General features: G+C 54.5%; 13 protein-coding genes and 1 other RNA gene. 13 read left to right on the top strand and 1 reads right to left on the bottom strand.

Features of this window, described 5'->3' with window-relative positions:
- The 9 genes from GZ1_RS02445 to GZ1_RS02400 all read left to right on the top strand — a co-directional run.
- Nucleotides 1-265 (top strand): heterodisulfide reductase-related iron-sulfur binding cluster (locus GZ1_RS02445; protein ID WP_167346356.1); only part of this gene is annotated, 265 nt, incomplete at its 5' end.
- Nucleotides 262-1,707, top strand: coding sequence for an FAD-linked oxidase C-terminal domain-containing protein (locus GZ1_RS02440; RefSeq protein ID WP_060787818.1), 1,446 nt, complete (start codon nucleotides 262-264; stop codon nucleotides 1,705-1,707). The genes GZ1_RS02445 and GZ1_RS02440, both read left to right, overlap by 4 nt.
- A 107-nt stretch (nucleotides 1,708-1,814) precedes the next feature.
- Entirely contained in the window at nucleotides 1,815-3,998 is a 2,184-nt protein-coding gene (locus GZ1_RS02435; RefSeq protein WP_060787817.1) for a malate synthase G, read from the top strand.
- A 190-nt stretch (nucleotides 3,999-4,188) separates the two neighbouring features.
- Nucleotides 4,189-5,406 carry an NAD(P)-dependent malic enzyme gene (locus tag GZ1_RS02430; RefSeq protein ID WP_011231030.1) on the top strand — a complete coding sequence of 406 codons (1,218 nt, stop codon included), beginning with the start codon at nucleotides 4,189-4,191 and terminating at the stop codon, nucleotides 5,404-5,406.
- Between the two features lie 6 nt (nucleotides 5,407-5,412).
- Nucleotides 5,413-6,201, top strand: a complete 789-nt coding sequence (locus tag GZ1_RS02425; RefSeq protein ID WP_015374715.1) for a fumarylacetoacetate hydrolase family protein — start codon at nucleotides 5,413-5,415, stop codon at nucleotides 6,199-6,201.
- Between the two features lie 175 nt (nucleotides 6,202-6,376).
- Complete coding sequence (locus GZ1_RS02420; RefSeq protein ID WP_033025320.1) at nucleotides 6,377-7,162, top strand: IclR family transcriptional regulator; 786 nt, start codon at nucleotides 6,377-6,379, stop codon at nucleotides 7,160-7,162.
- 245 nt (nucleotides 7,163-7,407) lie between these two features.
- On the top strand, nucleotides 7,408-9,684 hold the full coding sequence (locus tag GZ1_RS02415) for a DEAD/DEAH box helicase (protein ID WP_015374717.1): 2,277 nt from the start codon (nucleotides 7,408-7,410) through the stop codon (nucleotides 9,682-9,684).
- An 83-nt stretch (nucleotides 9,685-9,767) separates the two neighbouring features.
- Nucleotides 9,768-11,033: a ribonuclease H-like domain-containing protein gene (locus GZ1_RS02410; RefSeq protein ID WP_015374718.1), complete on the top strand. Its 1,266-nt coding sequence runs from the start codon at nucleotides 9,768-9,770 to the stop codon at nucleotides 11,031-11,033.
- Nucleotides 11,034-11,472: 439 nt separating this feature from the next.
- Entirely contained in the window at nucleotides 11,473-11,718 is a 246-nt protein-coding gene (locus GZ1_RS02400; RefSeq protein WP_025950050.1) for a CotD family spore coat protein, read from the top strand.
- A gap of 42 nt (nucleotides 11,719-11,760) precedes the next feature.
- Here the strand turns inward: GZ1_RS02400 and GZ1_RS02395 are convergent, their stop codons facing one another.
- The gene (locus GZ1_RS02395; protein ID WP_014195685.1) at nucleotides 11,761-11,955 is read right to left on the bottom strand and encodes a hypothetical protein; all 195 of its coding nucleotides are present in this window, start codon (nucleotides 11,953-11,955) and stop codon (nucleotides 11,761-11,763) included.
- On the opposite strand from GZ1_RS02395, the gene gpsB reads away from it, so the two are divergent.
- The 4 genes from gpsB (at nucleotide 11,954) to GZ1_RS02375 (ending at nucleotide 16,096) form a co-directional block, all read left to right on the top strand.
- Nucleotides 11,954-12,250, top strand: a complete 297-nt coding sequence (gene gpsB / locus GZ1_RS02390) for a cell division regulator GpsB (RefSeq protein WP_011231037.1) — start codon at nucleotides 11,954-11,956, stop codon at nucleotides 12,248-12,250. The two genes, GZ1_RS02395 and gpsB, sit on opposite strands and share 2 nt — an antisense overlap.
- A 99-nt stretch (nucleotides 12,251-12,349) precedes the next feature.
- An RNA gene (gene rnpB / locus GZ1_RS02385) (RNase P RNA component class B) lies at nucleotides 12,350-12,746 on the top strand.
- Between the two features lie 147 nt (nucleotides 12,747-12,893).
- Nucleotides 12,894-14,036, top strand: coding sequence for a THUMP domain-containing class I SAM-dependent RNA methyltransferase (locus GZ1_RS02380; protein ID WP_014195686.1), 1,143 nt, complete (start codon nucleotides 12,894-12,896; stop codon nucleotides 14,034-14,036).
- A 122-nt stretch (nucleotides 14,037-14,158) separates the two neighbouring features.
- Complete coding sequence (locus GZ1_RS02375; RefSeq protein WP_060787816.1) at nucleotides 14,159-16,096, top strand: ATP-dependent DNA helicase; 1,938 nt, start codon at nucleotides 14,159-14,161, stop codon at nucleotides 16,094-16,096.
- Nucleotides 16,097-16,132: the final 36 nt, after the last annotated feature.

Below are 16,132 nucleotides of genomic sequence, written 5' to 3'. Positions count from 1 at the left end.
GGTCGCCATGCCAAACGCCGATCGTTGCTGCGGCAGCGCCGGCATTTACAACCTCACCCATCCGGAGATGGCACAAGCGGTGCTTGAGAGCAAAATGCAACACGTGCCGCAAGAGGTGGAGCTGATCTCGATGGGCAATCCAGGTTGCATGCTGCAAATGGCGCTTGGCGTCATGAAACATGGACGAAACCAAAAAATCGTCCATACGGTGCAGCTGCTCGATTGGGCGTACCAAAAAGAAGAAGGGAAGGACGTGCGCATATGAGAAAACGGCCGATTGCAACGAACGACCCGCACATCCAAGCGCTCGCCCGCATCGTTGGGGAACAGGCGATTTTATACCGGAAAGAAGATTTAATGGCGTATGACTGCGACGGCTTCACCGTCCACCGCCATTTGCCAAGGGCGGTTGTATTTCCAAACAGCACGGAGCAAGTGGCGGCGGTCGTCAAATACTGCCATGAGCATGATCTTCCGTTTCTCGCCCGCGGCGCCGGCACGGGGTTAAGCGGCGGGGCGATTCCGCTAAACGGCGAAGTCGTCATCAGCCTAACGCGGATGAAGCGGCTGTTGCACGTCGATCTCGAAAACCGGCGCGCCGTCGTCGAGCCGGGGTTTGTCAACTTGAAGTTGACGAACTCGGTCGCCCACCGCGGCTATTACTATGCGCCCGACCCGTCAAGCCAATATTGCTGCACGATCGGCGGCAACGTCGCTGAAAACGCTGGCGGCGCCCACTGCTTAAAATACGGAGTGACGACGAACCATATTTTAGGGCTTGAAGTCGTCTTGCCGAACGGCGAAGTGATTGAAATCGGCGGAAACGGCGTTCCCGATCCGCCAGGCTACGATTTGCTCGGGCTGCTGACCGGGTCGGAAGGGACGCTTGGCATCGTGACAAAAATCACCGTCCGTTTGTTGAAAAATCCCGAGGCCAAACAGACGGTGCTCGCCTATTTTGACGAAGTGGAAGATGCGAGCCAGACCGTTTCTGACATCATTTCCGCTGGAATCGTGCCGGCGGCGCTCGAGATGATGGATCAAACGGCCATCGAGGCGGTCGAAGCGGCCGCGTTTCCGGTCGGGCATCCGAAAGACATCGCCGCGCTGTTGCTCATTGAAGTGGATGGCATTTCCGCCGGGATCGACGAACAAATCAACGATATTTTAACGATTTGCCGCCGCCATCATGTGCGCGAAGTGAAAGTCGCCCAGTCAGAGGAAGAACGGGCCCGCTGGTGGGCGAACCGGAAAACCGGCTTTGGCGCCATGGGGGCGATTTCGCCTGACTATTTAGTGCAAGATGGCGTCATTCCGCGCAGCCGGCTGCCGGAAGTGTTGAACGAAATCGCCAATATTAGCCGCAAATACGGGCTTCGGATTGCGAATATTTTCCATGCTGGAGACGGCAATTTGCACCCGCTTGTGCTGTTTGATGCAAGCAAGCCTGGGGAGACGGAGCGGGCGCTTGCCGCCGGAAGCGAATGCCTCAAGGCGTGCGCGGCGGTCGGCGGATCGATCACCGGCGAACATGGCGTTGGCATTGAGAAAAAAGAAGAGATGCGCTTCATCTTCACTGACGAGGAAATTTTGGCGCAAACGGCCATCCGCGACGTGTTTAACCCGAAAAACTTGCTCAACGCCGGCAAGCTGTTCCCGACGCCGGGGCGTTGTGTAGAGACAAAGACGCCGTCGACAGTGAAATGAAAATTTTTTGAAAACGATTGCCAGTCATTTCGTTTCATGGTATCATCTTTTTAGAGAAATTTAGAAACAATGTTTCGTAATAAGAAACAAGAGAGGGGAAGAGAATGATGGGCGAATACGTACAAAAAGGGAACATCCAAGTCGCCAAAGTGTTGTACGACTTTGTCAACGAGGAGCTTCTGCCGAACAGCGGGTTGGATCAAGACAAGTTTTGGAGCGATTTCGGCGCGCTCATTTCCGAATTGACGCCGCGCAACAAAGAATTGCTCGCCCGCCGCGACGAAATTCAAGAAAAATTGAATGAGTGGCATAAAGCGCATCGCGGCCGCTTTGATTTTAACGAATATAAAGCGTTTTTGACAGACATCGGCTATTTGGAGCCGGAAGTCGAGGACTTTGAGATTACGACCGACAATGTCGACGATGAAATTGCCGTGCAAGCCGGGCCGCAGCTCGTCGTTCCGTTGACGAACGCCCGCTATGCATTAAACGCTGCCAATGCCCGTTGGGGCAGCCTGTACGACGCGCTGTACGGCACCGATGCCATCAGCGAAGAAGACGGCGCCGAGCGCGGTTCGTCGTACAACCCGGTGCGCGGGGCGAAAGTCATCGCCTACGGGCGGCAGTTTTTAGATGAAGCGGTGCCGCTGGCGCAATATTCCCATAAAGACGCTGTCCAGTACGCCATTGTTGATGGCCAGCTTGTCGTGACGACAGAAGGCGGGGCGACGACGGGGCTGAAAGAGCCGGAAAAATTCGTCGGCTTCCAAGGCGACCCGCAACATCCGACAGCGGTGTTGCTGAAGAACAATGGCCTTCACATTGAAATTCAAATCGACCGCGAGCATGCGGTCGGAAAAACGGATCAAGCCGGGGTCAAAGACATTGTCCTAGAAGCGGCCGTGACAACGATCATGGACGGTGAAGATTCGGTGGCGGCCGTTGACGCCGAAGACAAAGTGCTCGTTTACCGCAACTTGTTTGGTCTCGTTAAAGGCGATTTGACAGCGACATTTGAGAAAAACGGCAAAATCATGACGCGCTCCCTGAACCCGGATCGCGTATACAAAACGCCGGATGGCGGGGAGCTCGTGCTGCCGGGCCGTTCGCTCATGTTCGTGCGCAACGTCGGGCACTTAATGACGAACAACGCGATCTTGCATGCGAATGGCGAGGAAGTGCATGAAGGGATCATGGACGCCGTCATTACAAGCTTGATTATGAAACATTCGCTCATCGGCAATACACGCTACTTGAATTCGCGCAAAGGTTCCATCTACATCGTCAAGCCGAAAATGCACGGATCGGCGGAAGTGGCGTTTGCCAACGAGCTGTTTGACCGTGTCGAAGATATGCTCGGCCTTGAGCGGAATACGATTAAAATCGGCGTGATGGACGAGGAGCGCCGCACGTCGCTCAACTTGAAAAACTGCATCTACCAAGTGCGCGACCGCATCATTTTTATCAACACCGGCTTCCTCGACCGGACCGGAGACGAAATTCATACGTCGATGGAAGCGGGGCCGATGCTGCGCAAAAACGAGATGAAATCATCGACTTGGCTGCAGGCGTATGAAAAATCGAACGTCGCCGTTGGGCTTGCCGCCGGCTTCCGCGGCCGGGCGCAAATCGGCAAAGGAATGTGGGCGATGCCGGATTTGATGGCCGAAATGCTGAAGCAAAAAGGAGCGCAGCTCAAAGCAGGCGCCAATACGGCATGGGTGCCGTCGCCGACGGCGGCTACGCTCCATGCGCTTCATTACCATCAAGTGAACGTCTCCGCTGTGCAAAGCGAACTGGCGAACGATCGGAACGATTATCGCGACGACATGTTGCAAATCCCGGTCGTTGACCATCCGCAATGGACAGCGGAAGAGATTCAAGAAGAGCTCGACAACAACTGCCAAAGCATTTTAGGCTATGTCGTCCGCTGGATCGACCAAGGGATCGGCTGCTCGAAAGTGCCGGACATTCACAACGTCGGACTGATGGAAGACCGGGCGACGCTTCGCATCTCGAGCCAAATTCTCGCCAACTGGCTCCATCATGGCATTTGCACGAAAGAGCAAGTGCTTGAGACGCTCAAGCGGATGGCGAAAGTCGTCGACGAACAAAACGTCGGCGATCCGAACTATCGTCCGATGGCGCCGAATTACGATGATTCGGTGGCGTTCCAAGCGGCGTGCGATCTCATTTTCCGCGGCTATGAACAGCCAAACGGCTATACCGAGCCGATTTTGCACCGCCGCCGTCAAGAAGCAAAAGCGAAATTTGCCGCCATTCAGCAATAAACGCCAAAAGTTGTATAAGGAACAAGGGATGGATGACCTTGTTCCTTCCTATCTATTTTGATCAGAAAATTAAGAAAATAAATAGAGAAAGGAGACAGCTCCTAGTTACTACTGGCCGGGTTGTCAAACGCAAAGCAGCACAAAAGGCGGTACAAGGGGATAGGGGAAGGCTAGTAGCTAGGGATCAGTGATGGAACATTTGCGAGAACGAGCGTTGCTTGTCCATCGGCAGGCAAGAGGAAAGCTGTCAGTTGAAGTGAAAGTGCCGGTCGTGAATGCCAATGATTTAAGTCTCATTTATTCGCCGGGAGTGGCTGAACCGTGCAAAGAAATTTACGTCGACCAAGACGAAATGTACAACTATACAGTGAAGGGCAATTTTGTCGCCGTCGTCTCGAATGGCACGGCGGTGCTTGGGCTTGGCAACATTGGCGCGCGGGCGGCGCTTCCGGTCATGGAAGGGAAAGCCGCCTTGTTCAAAGCGTTCGCCGGGATCGATGCCGTGCCGCTTTGCCTCGATACGGAAGATCCGGAACAAATCATTCAAACGGTCAAGTTGCTGGAACCGGCGTTTGGGGGCATCAATTTGGAAGATATCGCCGCCCCCGCCTGCTTTGTCATTGAAGAGCGTCTTCGCCAAGAGATGGCGATCCCGGTGTTTCATGATGATCAGCATGGCACGGCGATTGTCGTGGCCGCTGGGCTGACGAACGCCTTGAAAGTGGTTGGCAAACAGCTTGCCGATTGCCGGGTTGTCATCAACGGCGCCGGCGCTGCCGGGGTGGCGATCGCCAAATTGCTGCTGTCGATCGGAGTCGGCGAACTGATCGTTTGCGACACAAAAGGAGCGATTTATGAAGGGCGCTCGCATGGGATGAACGCTATCAAGGAAGAAATCGCCCGGCAAACGAATCACCGCCGTATCTCCGGGACGCTTGCGGACGTCATTCAAGGCGCGGATGTGTTTATCGGTGTCTCGGTTGCTGGGGCGTTGACGCCGGCGATGGTTCGGACGATGAACCGAGGGGCGGTCGTATTCGCCTTGGCCAATCCGGTGCCTGAGATCATGCCGGATGAGGCAAAAGCCGCCGGCGCCGCCGTGGTCGCGACCGGCCGGTCGGATTTGCCGAACCAAGTGAACAACGTGTTGGCGTTCCCTGGCATTTTCCGCGGCGCGCTCGATGTGCGGGCGACGCAAATTAATGAGGCGATGAAAATTGCCGCTGCCGAAGCCATCGCCGGGCTCATCCAGCCGGAAGAGCTGACGGAAGAGTATGTCATCCCGAACCCGTTTGACCGGCGCGTCGTCGAGGCCGTCGCTTCCGCCGTCGCCCGTGCCGCCATGGAGACCGGGGTGGCTCGAGTCAAGGAAAAAGTTGAGGAACAAAATCGTGTCAGAGAGGGGTAGCCATCGATGAAATTTGCCCGTTTTTTCGCTGATGGCGCGATTCGCGCCGGTGTGGTGAACGGTGAAGTGATCCGCGAAATCGAAGGAAATATGTTCACCGCTTGGGATTATACGGGAAACGTATTTCGCTATGATCGCGTTTCGCTCGTGGCGCCGCTTGCGCCGCGCCATGTGATCGGCATTGGCGCCAACTATGTGGCCTCCAGTGAACAGCTGCCGGTGGAACTGCCAGATATTCCTGTCTTTTTCTTTAAACCATCCTCGTCGGTCGTCGGGCCGGAAGCGGAGGTGGTCATTCCGAGCGGGGTTGGTGAAGTGAAATTTGAATCCGAGCTGGCGGTTGTGATCGGCAAAGAGGCAAAACAGGTGAGCGAAGAAGACGTGTGGTCGTATATTTTCGGCTATACGGTCGCCAACGATGTCACCGCGCCGCAGTTTTTCCACCCGGACGGCCATTGGACGATCGGAAAATCGTTCGATACGTTTACACCGCTCGGCCCGGTCATTGAAACAGAGCTCGATCCTCGGGCTGTATCGGTGAAAGCGCGGGTCAATGGTGAAGAAAAGCAGAACAGCTCGACCAAGCTGATGATCATTTCCATCAGCAAAATGATTTCGTATTTGTCTCATGTCATGACGCTGCAACCGGGCGACGTCATTTTGACGGGAAGCCCGGTCGGCGCCGAGCTTGTCGGCCCGGGGACGGTCATTGAATGCGATGTGGACGGCATCGGCACGCTCCGCAATACGTTCGTCGCCGCCAAAGCGCCAGCCGTTTCCATCCGACGTTCATAACGAACCTGCGGCATCTCTGGGCCAAACAAGGCATCAGGCGCGTCCTGACGGTGAATACGTTCCGTCCGTTAAGGCGGCGCTCGCTGCCACGCGCGCCTGCGCTGCTCTCCCGCCTGCAAAAGCCCGGCTGTTCGTGTATAATGGCGAGCGGAGAGAACAAATCGAGGTGAATGCGATGGAACGAGAAAACACGGTCAAATCGGTCCGCCGGGCGCTGCAAATTATCGAAATCGTCAGCACGAAAAAGGACGGGCTGGGCGTGACGGAAATCGCGAAACAAATGGACATCAACAAAAGTTCGGTGTACCGCATTTTAACGACGCTTGCCCAATACGGCTATATCGAACAACATCCGGAAACGGAGCGGTATAAGCTCGGCTACAAGTTTTTAGAGCTCAGCTCAAGGCTGCTTGATTCGATCGATTTGCGCCAAGAGGCGAAGCCATATTTGCGCGTGCTCGAAAAAGAAACGAACGAGGTCATCCACCTCGTCGTCTATGATCAAGGGGAAGTCATTTATATTGAAAAATTGGAAGGAACGGAGACGCTGCGCATGCACTCCAAAGTCGGCAAGCGGGCTCCGATGCATTGCACGGCGGTCGGCAAGGCCATTTTAGCCCATTTGCCGCCCGCGGTGGCTGCAGAGATCATCGATCGGAAAGGACTGCCGAAGCATACCGATTGGACAATCACCGACCGCGAGGCATTTTTCCGCGAACTTGAGACCGTCCGGCAAAACGGGTATGCGCTTGACTTGGAAGAAAACGAGTACGGTATCCGATGTGTTGCCGTTCCGATTTTTGACTATACTGGCGGCGTCGTCGCGGCGATCAGCGTTTCCGGCCCGACGATCCGCATGACGGACGACCGCATCACATCGCTCACTGTGCGCATGCGGCAGATCGGCAAAGAACTGTCGGCAAGGCTCGGCTATCGTGGAGCCCATTCCGTCCAGCTGTAGCGGCTGGACGTTTTTTTGTGCCAAGAAGAATGACCCATGTGGATGCCGCCTTGGCGGGGAAGATGAGAGGAAGGCATCCTTTTTCCAAAACTGTTCAGATACAATCGAACGTTCTGTCGTTCGGCCGGCTCCGATATATCGGTTGTCTGCCAGTTTGAAACGAGACAGGACTGCCTCTGGGTGGGCGTTTTTTGTAGTGCAAACAAACGGAATGCATGTAAAATAGAAACGAGGTGATATGCGACGTGAGAAAACAGACGCTTTCGGAATGGATCGAACAGCTTCGCCAAGATCCGAATGTCGTGTATTGGCATGAAATCGAACCGAAAGAAGCGAATTTCGTTCCGTTTCCAGACGAACTCGATCCGCGGCTTGGCGCGGCGCTCAAAGCGCGCGGCATCGCTTCGTTGTATACGCACCAGGCGGCCGCTTATGACGCGGTCCAAAGCGGGCGGAACATTGTCGCCGTGACGCCGACCGCTTCAGGGAAAACGCTTTGCTACAATTTGCCGGTGCTCGATGCCATTGCCAAAGAGCCATCGAGCCGCGCCCTGTATATCTTTCCAACGAAGGCGCTCGCTCAAGATCAAAGAAATGAACTAAACGAGATCATCGCCGAGATGGGGGTGTCGATTTACAGCCATACATACGACGGCGACACGGCGCCGGCGCTGCGGCAAAAAATCCGTCAAGCGGGCCATATTGTCATCACCAACCCAGATATGCTCCATACGGCCATTTTGCCGCACCATACGAAATGGATTTCTCTTTTTGAACAGCTGCGCTACGTCGTCATCGATGAACTGCATACATACCGCGGCGTATTCGGCAGCCATGTGGCGAACGTCATCCGCCGCTTAAAGCGCATTTGCGCCTTTTACGGGAGTCGACCAACGTTTATTTGCACGTCGGCGACGATCGCCAATCCGAAAGAGTTGGCGGAGCGGCTGATCGGCGAACCGGTGACGCTTATTGACAACAATGGGGCGCCGCGCGGGCGGAAATATTTCGTGTTTTACAATCCGCCGGTTGTCGAGCGGACGATGAACATCCGCCAAAGCGCGACAAAAACGGCCGTTGAGCTCGCAAGACAGCTGCTTGTCAACCGCATTCCGACGATCGTTTTCGCCCGCAGCCGCGTCCGTGTCGAGTTGATTTTAAGCCATTTGCAGGCGGTGGTGAACGAACGAATCGGCGATACGACGATCCGCGGCTACCGCGGCGGCTACTTGCCGAACGAGCGGCGCGCCATTGAAAAAGGGTTGCGCAGCGGGGAGATTATCGGTGTGGTGAGCACGAATGCGCTCGAGCTCGGTGTTGATATCGGCCAATTGCAAGCGTGCATCTTAACAGGGTATCCGGGAACGATCGCCAGCACGTGGCAGCAAGCCGGGCGCGCCGGCCGGCGCCAGGGCGATTCGCTCGTTGTGATGATCGCAAGCGCAAGCCCCCTCGATCAGTACATCATCTCCCATCCAGAATACTTTTTCGCCCGCTCGCCGGAGGCGGCGCGCATCAACCCGGACAATCTGCTCATTTTGGTCGATCATATCAAATGCGCCGCCTATGAGCTTCCGTTCCGGCGCGGCGAGACGTTCGGCGGCGTCGAGGTCGAAGAGGTGCTCGACTTTTTGGCCGAGCAAGGGGTGCTAAACGAACGCGCTGGGCGCTGGCATTGGATGAGCGACGCGTTTCCGGCGCATGATATCAGTTTGCGCTCCGCAGCTCAGGAAAACGTCGTCATCATCGATATTTCCGACACCGCCCGCCATCGCGTCATTGGCGAAATGGACCGCTTCAGCGCGATGACGCTGCTTCATGATGAAGCGATTTATTTGCACGAAGGAGCACAATACCAAGTCGAAAAGCTCGACTGGGAGGAGAAAAAGGCGTACGTCCGCCAAGTCGATGTTGAATATTTTACGGACGCCAATTTGGCTGTCCGGCTTGATGTGCTGTCGGAAGACCGGAGCGAAACGCGCGGACAAATGGCGGTGCGTTACGGTGATGTATCGGTCCGAGCGATGGCGACGATTTTTAAAAAGCTGAAGCTGTCGACGTTTGAAAACATCGGATCAGGGCCGATCCGGCTTCCCGAGGAAACGCTGCATACATCGGCGGCGTGGATCGAGTGGGAGGCGGTGCCGTCACGGTTTTCCCCGGCGCTGTTTGAACAACTCCTTGTCGGCATCGCCAATGTGCTTGGTCATCTCGTGCCGGTGTTTGTCATGTGCGACCGCTCCGATCTTCACGTCGTGCCGCAGCTTAAGGCGCCGCATTCCGGACGGCCGACGATTTTCCTTTATGATCGCTATCCAGGCGGAGTCGGCCTGTCGGAGGCGGTGTTTGAACGGTATGAAGAGATCATGAAACATGTGAAAGAATGGGTCGAACGTTGCCCGTGTGCGGACGGCTGCCCATCGTGCATCGGCATTTCAAGCGCTGACGGACCGTCGTTGAAGCGTGAACTTGTCCAGTTTTTGGACGAACAACTTGCCGTTTGGGCCGGTCCGTCCGTTTAAGCGTCGTCATGCGTGTTTTTGCCGAGTGTGGGAGAATCAACTTATAGAAGCAAGCCGACGTCAAGCAAGGAGGGGGTGAACGGATGAAGCCGAAGTTGGCGCAATGGAAAGAATTGCTTGCCGCCCGGCATAAAAAGGAGAACGATGAAGAAAAAGAAGAAGAGAAACCGGACGGACGACCTGTGACGGACGTGCCGTATGCCGACGTTTGGCGGGAGTACGGCGCCAAGCCGTATTGGTTTGCCGGCGATTACTGCCTCATTCGGGAAACGGTGTATCCGCTTGACTATCAGCACGGCCGCTATCGGCTCGGAGCGCTGTATGAAGTGCACGAAAGATGGCAGGAAGCGCCGTTTTCCCATCCGCTCTCCTGCCGCGGCTTTGCCGTTCGCGACTTATTCTTTTTTGACACGGAGACGATGGGACTTTCAAGCGGGGCGGGAAACATCATGTTCTTGCTTGGCCACGCCCGCATTCTTGGCGATTTCGTCACCATCCGCCAGCATCTTCTGCCATACCCAGGGGCGGAAGTGGCGCTCTATCAAAGTTTTTTGTCTGACGTCGATTATACGACGCTTGTTACCTATAATGGAAAAGCGTTCGACTGGCCGCGCCTGAAAACGCGCCATGCGCTTGTCCGCAACATGGTGCCAAAATTGCCAGCGTTCGGTCATTTTGATTTGTATCACGCCGCCCGCCGCTTATGGAAAGACAAATTGGATTCGCTGCGCCTTTCGGAAGTGGAGCGGCACATTCTCCATGTCGAGCGGGGCGATGATGTGCCGGGCTTTTTGGCGCCGATGATGTACAAGGAGTTTTTGCAAACGCCCCATCCAGACCGGCTCATGCCAGTATTGCGCCATAACGAGCGCGACGTGTTGTCGCTCATTGCTCTCTACATTCACCTATCCGTTCAGCTGCTTGAAGCGGACCGGCTCGCTGACCCCAAGGAGCAGTTGGCCGCCGCCCGTTGGTTCGAAGCGGTCGGGGAAACAGCGGCTGCAAGGGGGGTGTACGAGGAGGCGAGCGGCAAAGGGGCGAAGGAAGCGCAGGCGGCGAAATGGCAGCTTTCGCTTTTATACCGAAAAGAAAAACGATATGAAGAGGCTGCTCTCCTTTGGCGCGACTTGTTGATCCACGGAAATGGCTATTGGAAGGCGAAGGCCGGGCTTGAACTGGCGAAGGTGTATGAACATTATTTCCGGGATGCGGCCGAAGCGCACCGTTATGCCGTTATGGCATATGAAGCGTGGCGGTCGCTCGCTAGGATGAGCCGACAACATAGCGAGAAAGAAGAAGCGGAATGGCGCAGGCGGCTCGCGCGGCTTGAACGCAAGAAAAACGGGTGAGAACTCGTCCATTTCCCTGGCAAGCGCAAAATATGACAGAAAACGAAAATGTTTCGTCTTTTTGTTGTGAATCTTGTAGAAAAAAGAAAAAACGTGTACAATGGCATCGGAATGAACGAAAACGATGGCAGGGAGAAGAAGACGATGCGGAGCATGTACAAAAAAATTTTGTATCTCTTTTTTATTGTCGTCGGTTTGACGTTTGTCGTGTTCAATTATATCTATTAATGAACGTCAGAGAGGCCGGCGCCGCATAACGGATTCAAAAAGACGAATGACGATGCCAAAACGTCCGAAGCACCGGGGGCGAGAGAGCCGGTAGATTGTTGGCGCGAATGGCTCTTCAAAATGGGTGTTTATACTAGTACGAGTCCACTCCGTTCATCATAGGCTAGTATTGTCAAGCAACAGCCTAAATTGATGAAAGGAGAGGAATATGATGCATTGCCTGCCGAATGTAACGGCGCCGATCGTTCATCCGCCTCGTTGCAACGTTTTGCATCATTTCGAAGCAACGATTGTGCCGCATATCCATCCATCGCATACGACGCATGTTTATCATCACCTGTATGAACATCAACATTATTTCCCGCATACGGAATCGGCGGTGGCTCAGGCTGCCAATCGCCATCTGTACTGCCCGGGTCCGGGACCAATGCCATTTCCGCCGTTTCCGTTGCGATAGTAAGGGCCAAAAACAGAAGCCGCTTTGTCGGCTTCTGTTTTTTTACGGATGGAAAACGCCGGCAGCCGGCGGCGTTTGGGCGGGAGGACGGCGTTTCGGCGCCGCCGGGAAGTCTGCGTGGGCGCCATGCGGCTTCCCGATCGATGCGGCAAGCCATCCGTCAATTGACAACCGGCTGAATTTCTGAAAAAATAAAGAGAAGATGATCGTTGAATGCGGATTGAGGTGAAAAGCCATGTCAGCCCATCAAGTGAAACTGACGCCGAAAGACATTTTAGAAAAGGAATTTAAGGTAAGCATACGGGGGTACAACCAAGACGAAGTGGATCAATTTTTGGATCTCATTATTAAAGATTATGAAGCATTTCAGCAAGAAATTGACGAGCTGCGCCAGGAAAACGCCCGGCTGAAGCGGCAAGTCGAGGAGCTTCAAAAACGGCCGGCGATGTCGGCGGGAACGACGAACTACGACATTTTGCAGCGCCTTTCCAACTTAGAAAAGCATGTGTTTGGCCGGAAACTGTATGAATAACCAGCCGGCAGGGCGAAGTTGATGCAGGGATTTCTAATTTTTTCTTCTTGATTCTCACACCAAGATCAGCTATACTGTAAGATGCTCGCAGCGTTAATCATGTTCGGGTAATCGCTGCGGCCGGTTTCGGCCGTAGAGGAAAGTCCATGCTCGCACGGTGCTGAGATGCCCGTAGTGTTCGTGCCTAGCGAATCCATAAGCTAGGGCAGTCTGGCTTCGGCTGGGCTGACGGCGGGGAAAGAACCTACGTCCGCATGCGGATATGGTTCGATTACCCTGAAAGTGCCACAGTGACGCAGCTCTAAGGGAAACCTTAGAGGTGGAACGCGGTAAACCCCACGAGCGAGAAACCCAAATGATGGTAGGGGCACCTTCCCGAAGGAAATGAACGGAGGGAAGGACAGGCGGCGTACGCTGCCTGTAGATAGATGATTACCGCCGGAGTACGAGGCGAAAGCCGCTTGCAGTACGAAGGTACAGAACATGGCTTACAGAACATGATTAACGCGGTGATTGGAATCGTGGGAAAGCCCTCCTGCAGGAAGGAGGGCTTTCTCTTTTGTGTGTTTTCCTTCCATATGACTATAATGGAAGTATAGGCCATGAATGAGGATACATACACCTATCAGATAGGGGGAACAGGATGACTTCGTTTTCGCTGATTGCCACGGCCGCGATGGGGCTCGAATCAGTCGTCGCGGAAGAAGTGCGCCGGCTTGGCTATGAGTGCCAAGTGGAGAACGGCAAAGTGACGTTTGAAGGCGATGCGCTCGCCATTTGCCGGGCCAACCTTTGGCTGCGCACTGCTGACCGCGTGAAGCTGAAAGTCGGTGAGTTTCGAGCGACGACGTTTGAGGAGTTGTTTGAACAAACGAAGGCGTTGCCATGGGCCGATTACTTGCCGAAAGATGCCGAGTTTCCGGTGATCGGGAAGTCGGTCAAATCAACGCTGTTCAGCGTTTCCGACTGCCAAGCCATTGTGAAAAAGGCAGTCGTCGAAAGCTTAAAAGCGCGCTATCATTTGTCGTGGTTCCCGGAAACCGGGCCGTTGTATCGGATCGAGGTGGCGCTTCACAAAGATATCGCTACGTTGACGATCGATACAAGCGGCGCCGGGCTGCATAAACGCGGCTACCGTGCTCGCCAAGGGGAGGCGCCGCTAAGAGAGACGCTCGCGGCCGCCTTAGTGTTGCTCACCAATTGGACGCCCGAGCGCCCGTTTGTCGATCCGTTTTGTGGGTCGGGCACGATTGCCATTGAGGCGGCGCTGATCGGCCAAAACATCGCCCCAGGGTTTAACCGGGATTTCGTCTCAGAGCAATGGCCGTGGATCGGGGAATCGGTATGGGAAGAGGCGCGCCAAGAGGCGGAACAGATGGCGCGTTACGACCAACCGCTTGATATTTGCGGGATTGACCTTGACCCGCACATGGTCGAGATCGCCAAGATGAATGCAGCCGAAGCGGGGCTTTCCGATCTCATTTCTTTTCGGGAGGGCCGCGCCGAGCAGTTTCGGACCGATGCACAATACGGGGTGATCGTCGGCAACCCGCCATACGGCGAACGGCTTGGCGAACAACGGGAGGTCGAAGCGCTCTATCGCGCCATCGGCCGCGCCTTCGCCGCCTTGGATACGTGGTCGGTGTACATTTTAACCGCCCACCGCGGTTTTGAAACGCATTACGGCCGCCCGGCGACGAAGCGGCGCAAACTGTTTAACGGCTTTATTGAAACGCATTACTACCAGTACTGGGGGCCGCGGCCGCCGCGCGAAGCTCGAAGTTGACTTCTCGGCGGCCATCGATCATAATATTGTTTTGTTACTAGGGATCGGGCGCGCAACAAACTTGTTGCGCGCTTATGCATGATATGCCGGGGGAGTTTATGCCAATTGGAGGGGTGGCGACGATGGGCCATGAGCGTTATCCGTTTGTTGTAGAAAAAAATGAAAACTTTTTTGATAAGTTGAGCCAGTGGATCGGCGATGTTTTTTATGACATTTTGCCGGAAGCCGGCTTTGAGCTGCGCGACGAGCAAATTTATATGGCGTTTCAGCTCGAGCGGGCGTTTCGAGAAAAAAAGGTGATCTTCGCCGAAGCGGGAGTTGGCACAGGGAAAACGATCGTGTATTTGTTGTATGCGATTTGTTACGCCCGTTATACAGGCAAGCCGGCCATTATCGCCTGCGCCGATGAGACGCTCATTGAGCAGCTCGTCAAAAAGGAAGGCGATATTGCGAAGCTATCCAACGTGCTCGGGCTGGAAATCGACGTCCGGCTGGCGAAATCGCCGGATCAATATTTATGTTTGAATAAACTGGAAGAAGTGACGACGTATGACGATGACGACATCGAGCTGTATGAGCAAATTTACGATGAACTTCCGGCCTTCGTCCATGACAACAAACCGTTGCAGTCGTTCTACCGCTACGGCGACCGAAAAGAATACGCCCACCTGACTGATGAACAGTGGAAAAAAATCGCCTGGGATCCGTTTCAAGACTGTTTCACGTGCGAAAAGCGGCATCGCTGCGGACAGACGCTTTGGCGCGACTATTACCGGAAGGCGGCGGATTTGATCGTCTGCTCGCACGATTTTTATATGGAACATGTTTGGACGTATGAAGCGCGCAAGCGGGAAGGACAGCTGCCGCTGTTGCCGGAAGCGAGCTGTGTCGTGTTTGACGAAGGGCATTTATTGGAGTTCGCTGCGCAAAAGGCGTTGACATATCGAATGAAAGAGACGACGCTTGAGACGTTGCTGACACGTCTTCTTGAAAACGACATCCGTGAAGAGCTCGCCTATTTAATTGAGGAGACGCTGGAGACGAGCACGCGCTTTTTTGATGAGCTGAAAGCGTGCGCGAAAGACGTTCCGGGTTCGAACCGGAAAGAAATTTTGCCGTCGCCGCGTCTTGAACAATGGGCGAAGCGGCTCCGCGGCCAAATGGTCGAAATCGGCAACGAGCTTGTGTTTGAAAGCGAGACGTATACGATCGATCATTACCAGCTGAACATTGTGGATGAATATTTGGATCAAATCCAGTATTCACTCGATTTGTTTTTGAAAAACGCCGACGCCATTACGTGGCTTGAGTCGTCGCGTCAAGAGGCGACGTTTGTCGTCATGCCGCGCACCGTTCAGGAAGTGTTGCGCGAAAAAGTGTTCGCGAAACGCATGCCGTTTGTCTTTTCATCGGCAACACTATCAAACGGAAAATCATTCCAATATATAGCGCAAAGCTTAGGCATTGATGACTATTTATCGTTCAGCGTGCCGTCGCCGTTTGATTACGACGAACAGATGACGATTTTTATGCCGACGTTCCGCGCGGATGAGACGCTGTTTGCCAAAAAATACGCATATGCGCTTGAAAAATTGCGCGAAACCGGAGGCCGGGCGCTCATCTTGTTCCCGACGCGCGAGGAGCTTCTTCAGTTTAAAGAGGCGGCAGCCGGCGAACCATTTTCGTTTTTGTTTGAAGGCGACCGCGAAATCAGCGATTTGGTCGCTGAATTTCAGCGCGAGGAAGAGACGGTGCTTTGTTCTGAACATTTATGGGAGGGGCTGGACATCCCGGGGCCGTCGCTGTCGAACGTCATGATTTGGTCGCTGCCGTATCCGCCGAATGATCCGGTGTTTCAGGCGAAGCGAAAAGCGTATAGCAACCCGTTTTGGGACGTCGATGTGCCGTATATGCTTCTTCGCCTTCGCCAAGGAGTCGGACGGCTCATCCGCACGCGCGACGACTGCGGCATCGTTTCCATTTTCGTCACCGACAGGGAAGATGAACGGGTCATTGCGGCGATCAAAGACGTGTTGCCGACAGCGGTGAGGGAAGAATGATATTCTTCCCTTTTTCATTTTCCACAAAAATAGCAT

This window comes from Geobacillus zalihae NBRC 101842 (assembly GCF_001544135.1).
GTDB lineage: Bacteria > Bacillota > Bacilli > Bacillales > Anoxybacillaceae > Geobacillus > Geobacillus zalihae.
This window is presented reverse-complemented; position numbering and strand designations above follow the sequence as displayed.

What these genes read in the sequence shown, in the direction of transcription:
- GZ1_RS02435 (WP_060787817.1), top strand. Translation starts at nt 1,815, where the DNA reads ATGGGCGAATACGTACAAAAAGGGAACATCCAAGTCGCCAAAGTGTTG.
- GZ1_RS02410 (WP_015374718.1), top strand. Translation starts at nt 9,768, where the DNA reads ATGAAGCCGAAGTTGGCGCAATGGAAAGAATTGCTTGCCGCCCGGCAT.
- GZ1_RS02425 (WP_015374715.1), top strand. Translation starts at nt 5,413, where the DNA reads ATGAAATTTGCCCGTTTTTTCGCTGATGGCGCGATTCGCGCCGGTGTG.
- GZ1_RS02440 (WP_060787818.1), top strand. Translation starts at nt 262, where the DNA reads ATGAGAAAACGGCCGATTGCAACGAACGACCCGCACATCCAAGCGCTC.
- GZ1_RS02400 (WP_025950050.1), top strand. Translation starts at nt 11,473, where the DNA reads ATGCATTGCCTGCCGAATGTAACGGCGCCGATCGTTCATCCGCCTCGT.
- GZ1_RS02430 (WP_011231030.1), top strand. Translation starts at nt 4,189, where the DNA reads ATGGAACATTTGCGAGAACGAGCGTTGCTTGTCCATCGGCAGGCAAGA.
- GZ1_RS02380 (WP_014195686.1), top strand. Translation starts at nt 12,894, where the DNA reads ATGACTTCGTTTTCGCTGATTGCCACGGCCGCGATGGGGCTCGAATCA.
- GZ1_RS02395 (WP_014195685.1), bottom strand. Translation starts at nt 11,955, where the DNA reads ATGGCTTTTCACCTCAATCCGCATTCAACGATCATCTTCTCTTTATTT.
- GZ1_RS02375 (WP_060787816.1), top strand. Translation starts at nt 14,159, where the DNA reads ATGGGCCATGAGCGTTATCCGTTTGTTGTAGAAAAAAATGAAAACTTT.
- GZ1_RS02420 (WP_033025320.1), top strand. Translation starts at nt 6,377, where the DNA reads ATGGAACGAGAAAACACGGTCAAATCGGTCCGCCGGGCGCTGCAAATT.
- gpsB (WP_011231037.1), top strand. Translation starts at nt 11,954, where the DNA reads ATGTCAGCCCATCAAGTGAAACTGACGCCGAAAGACATTTTAGAAAAG.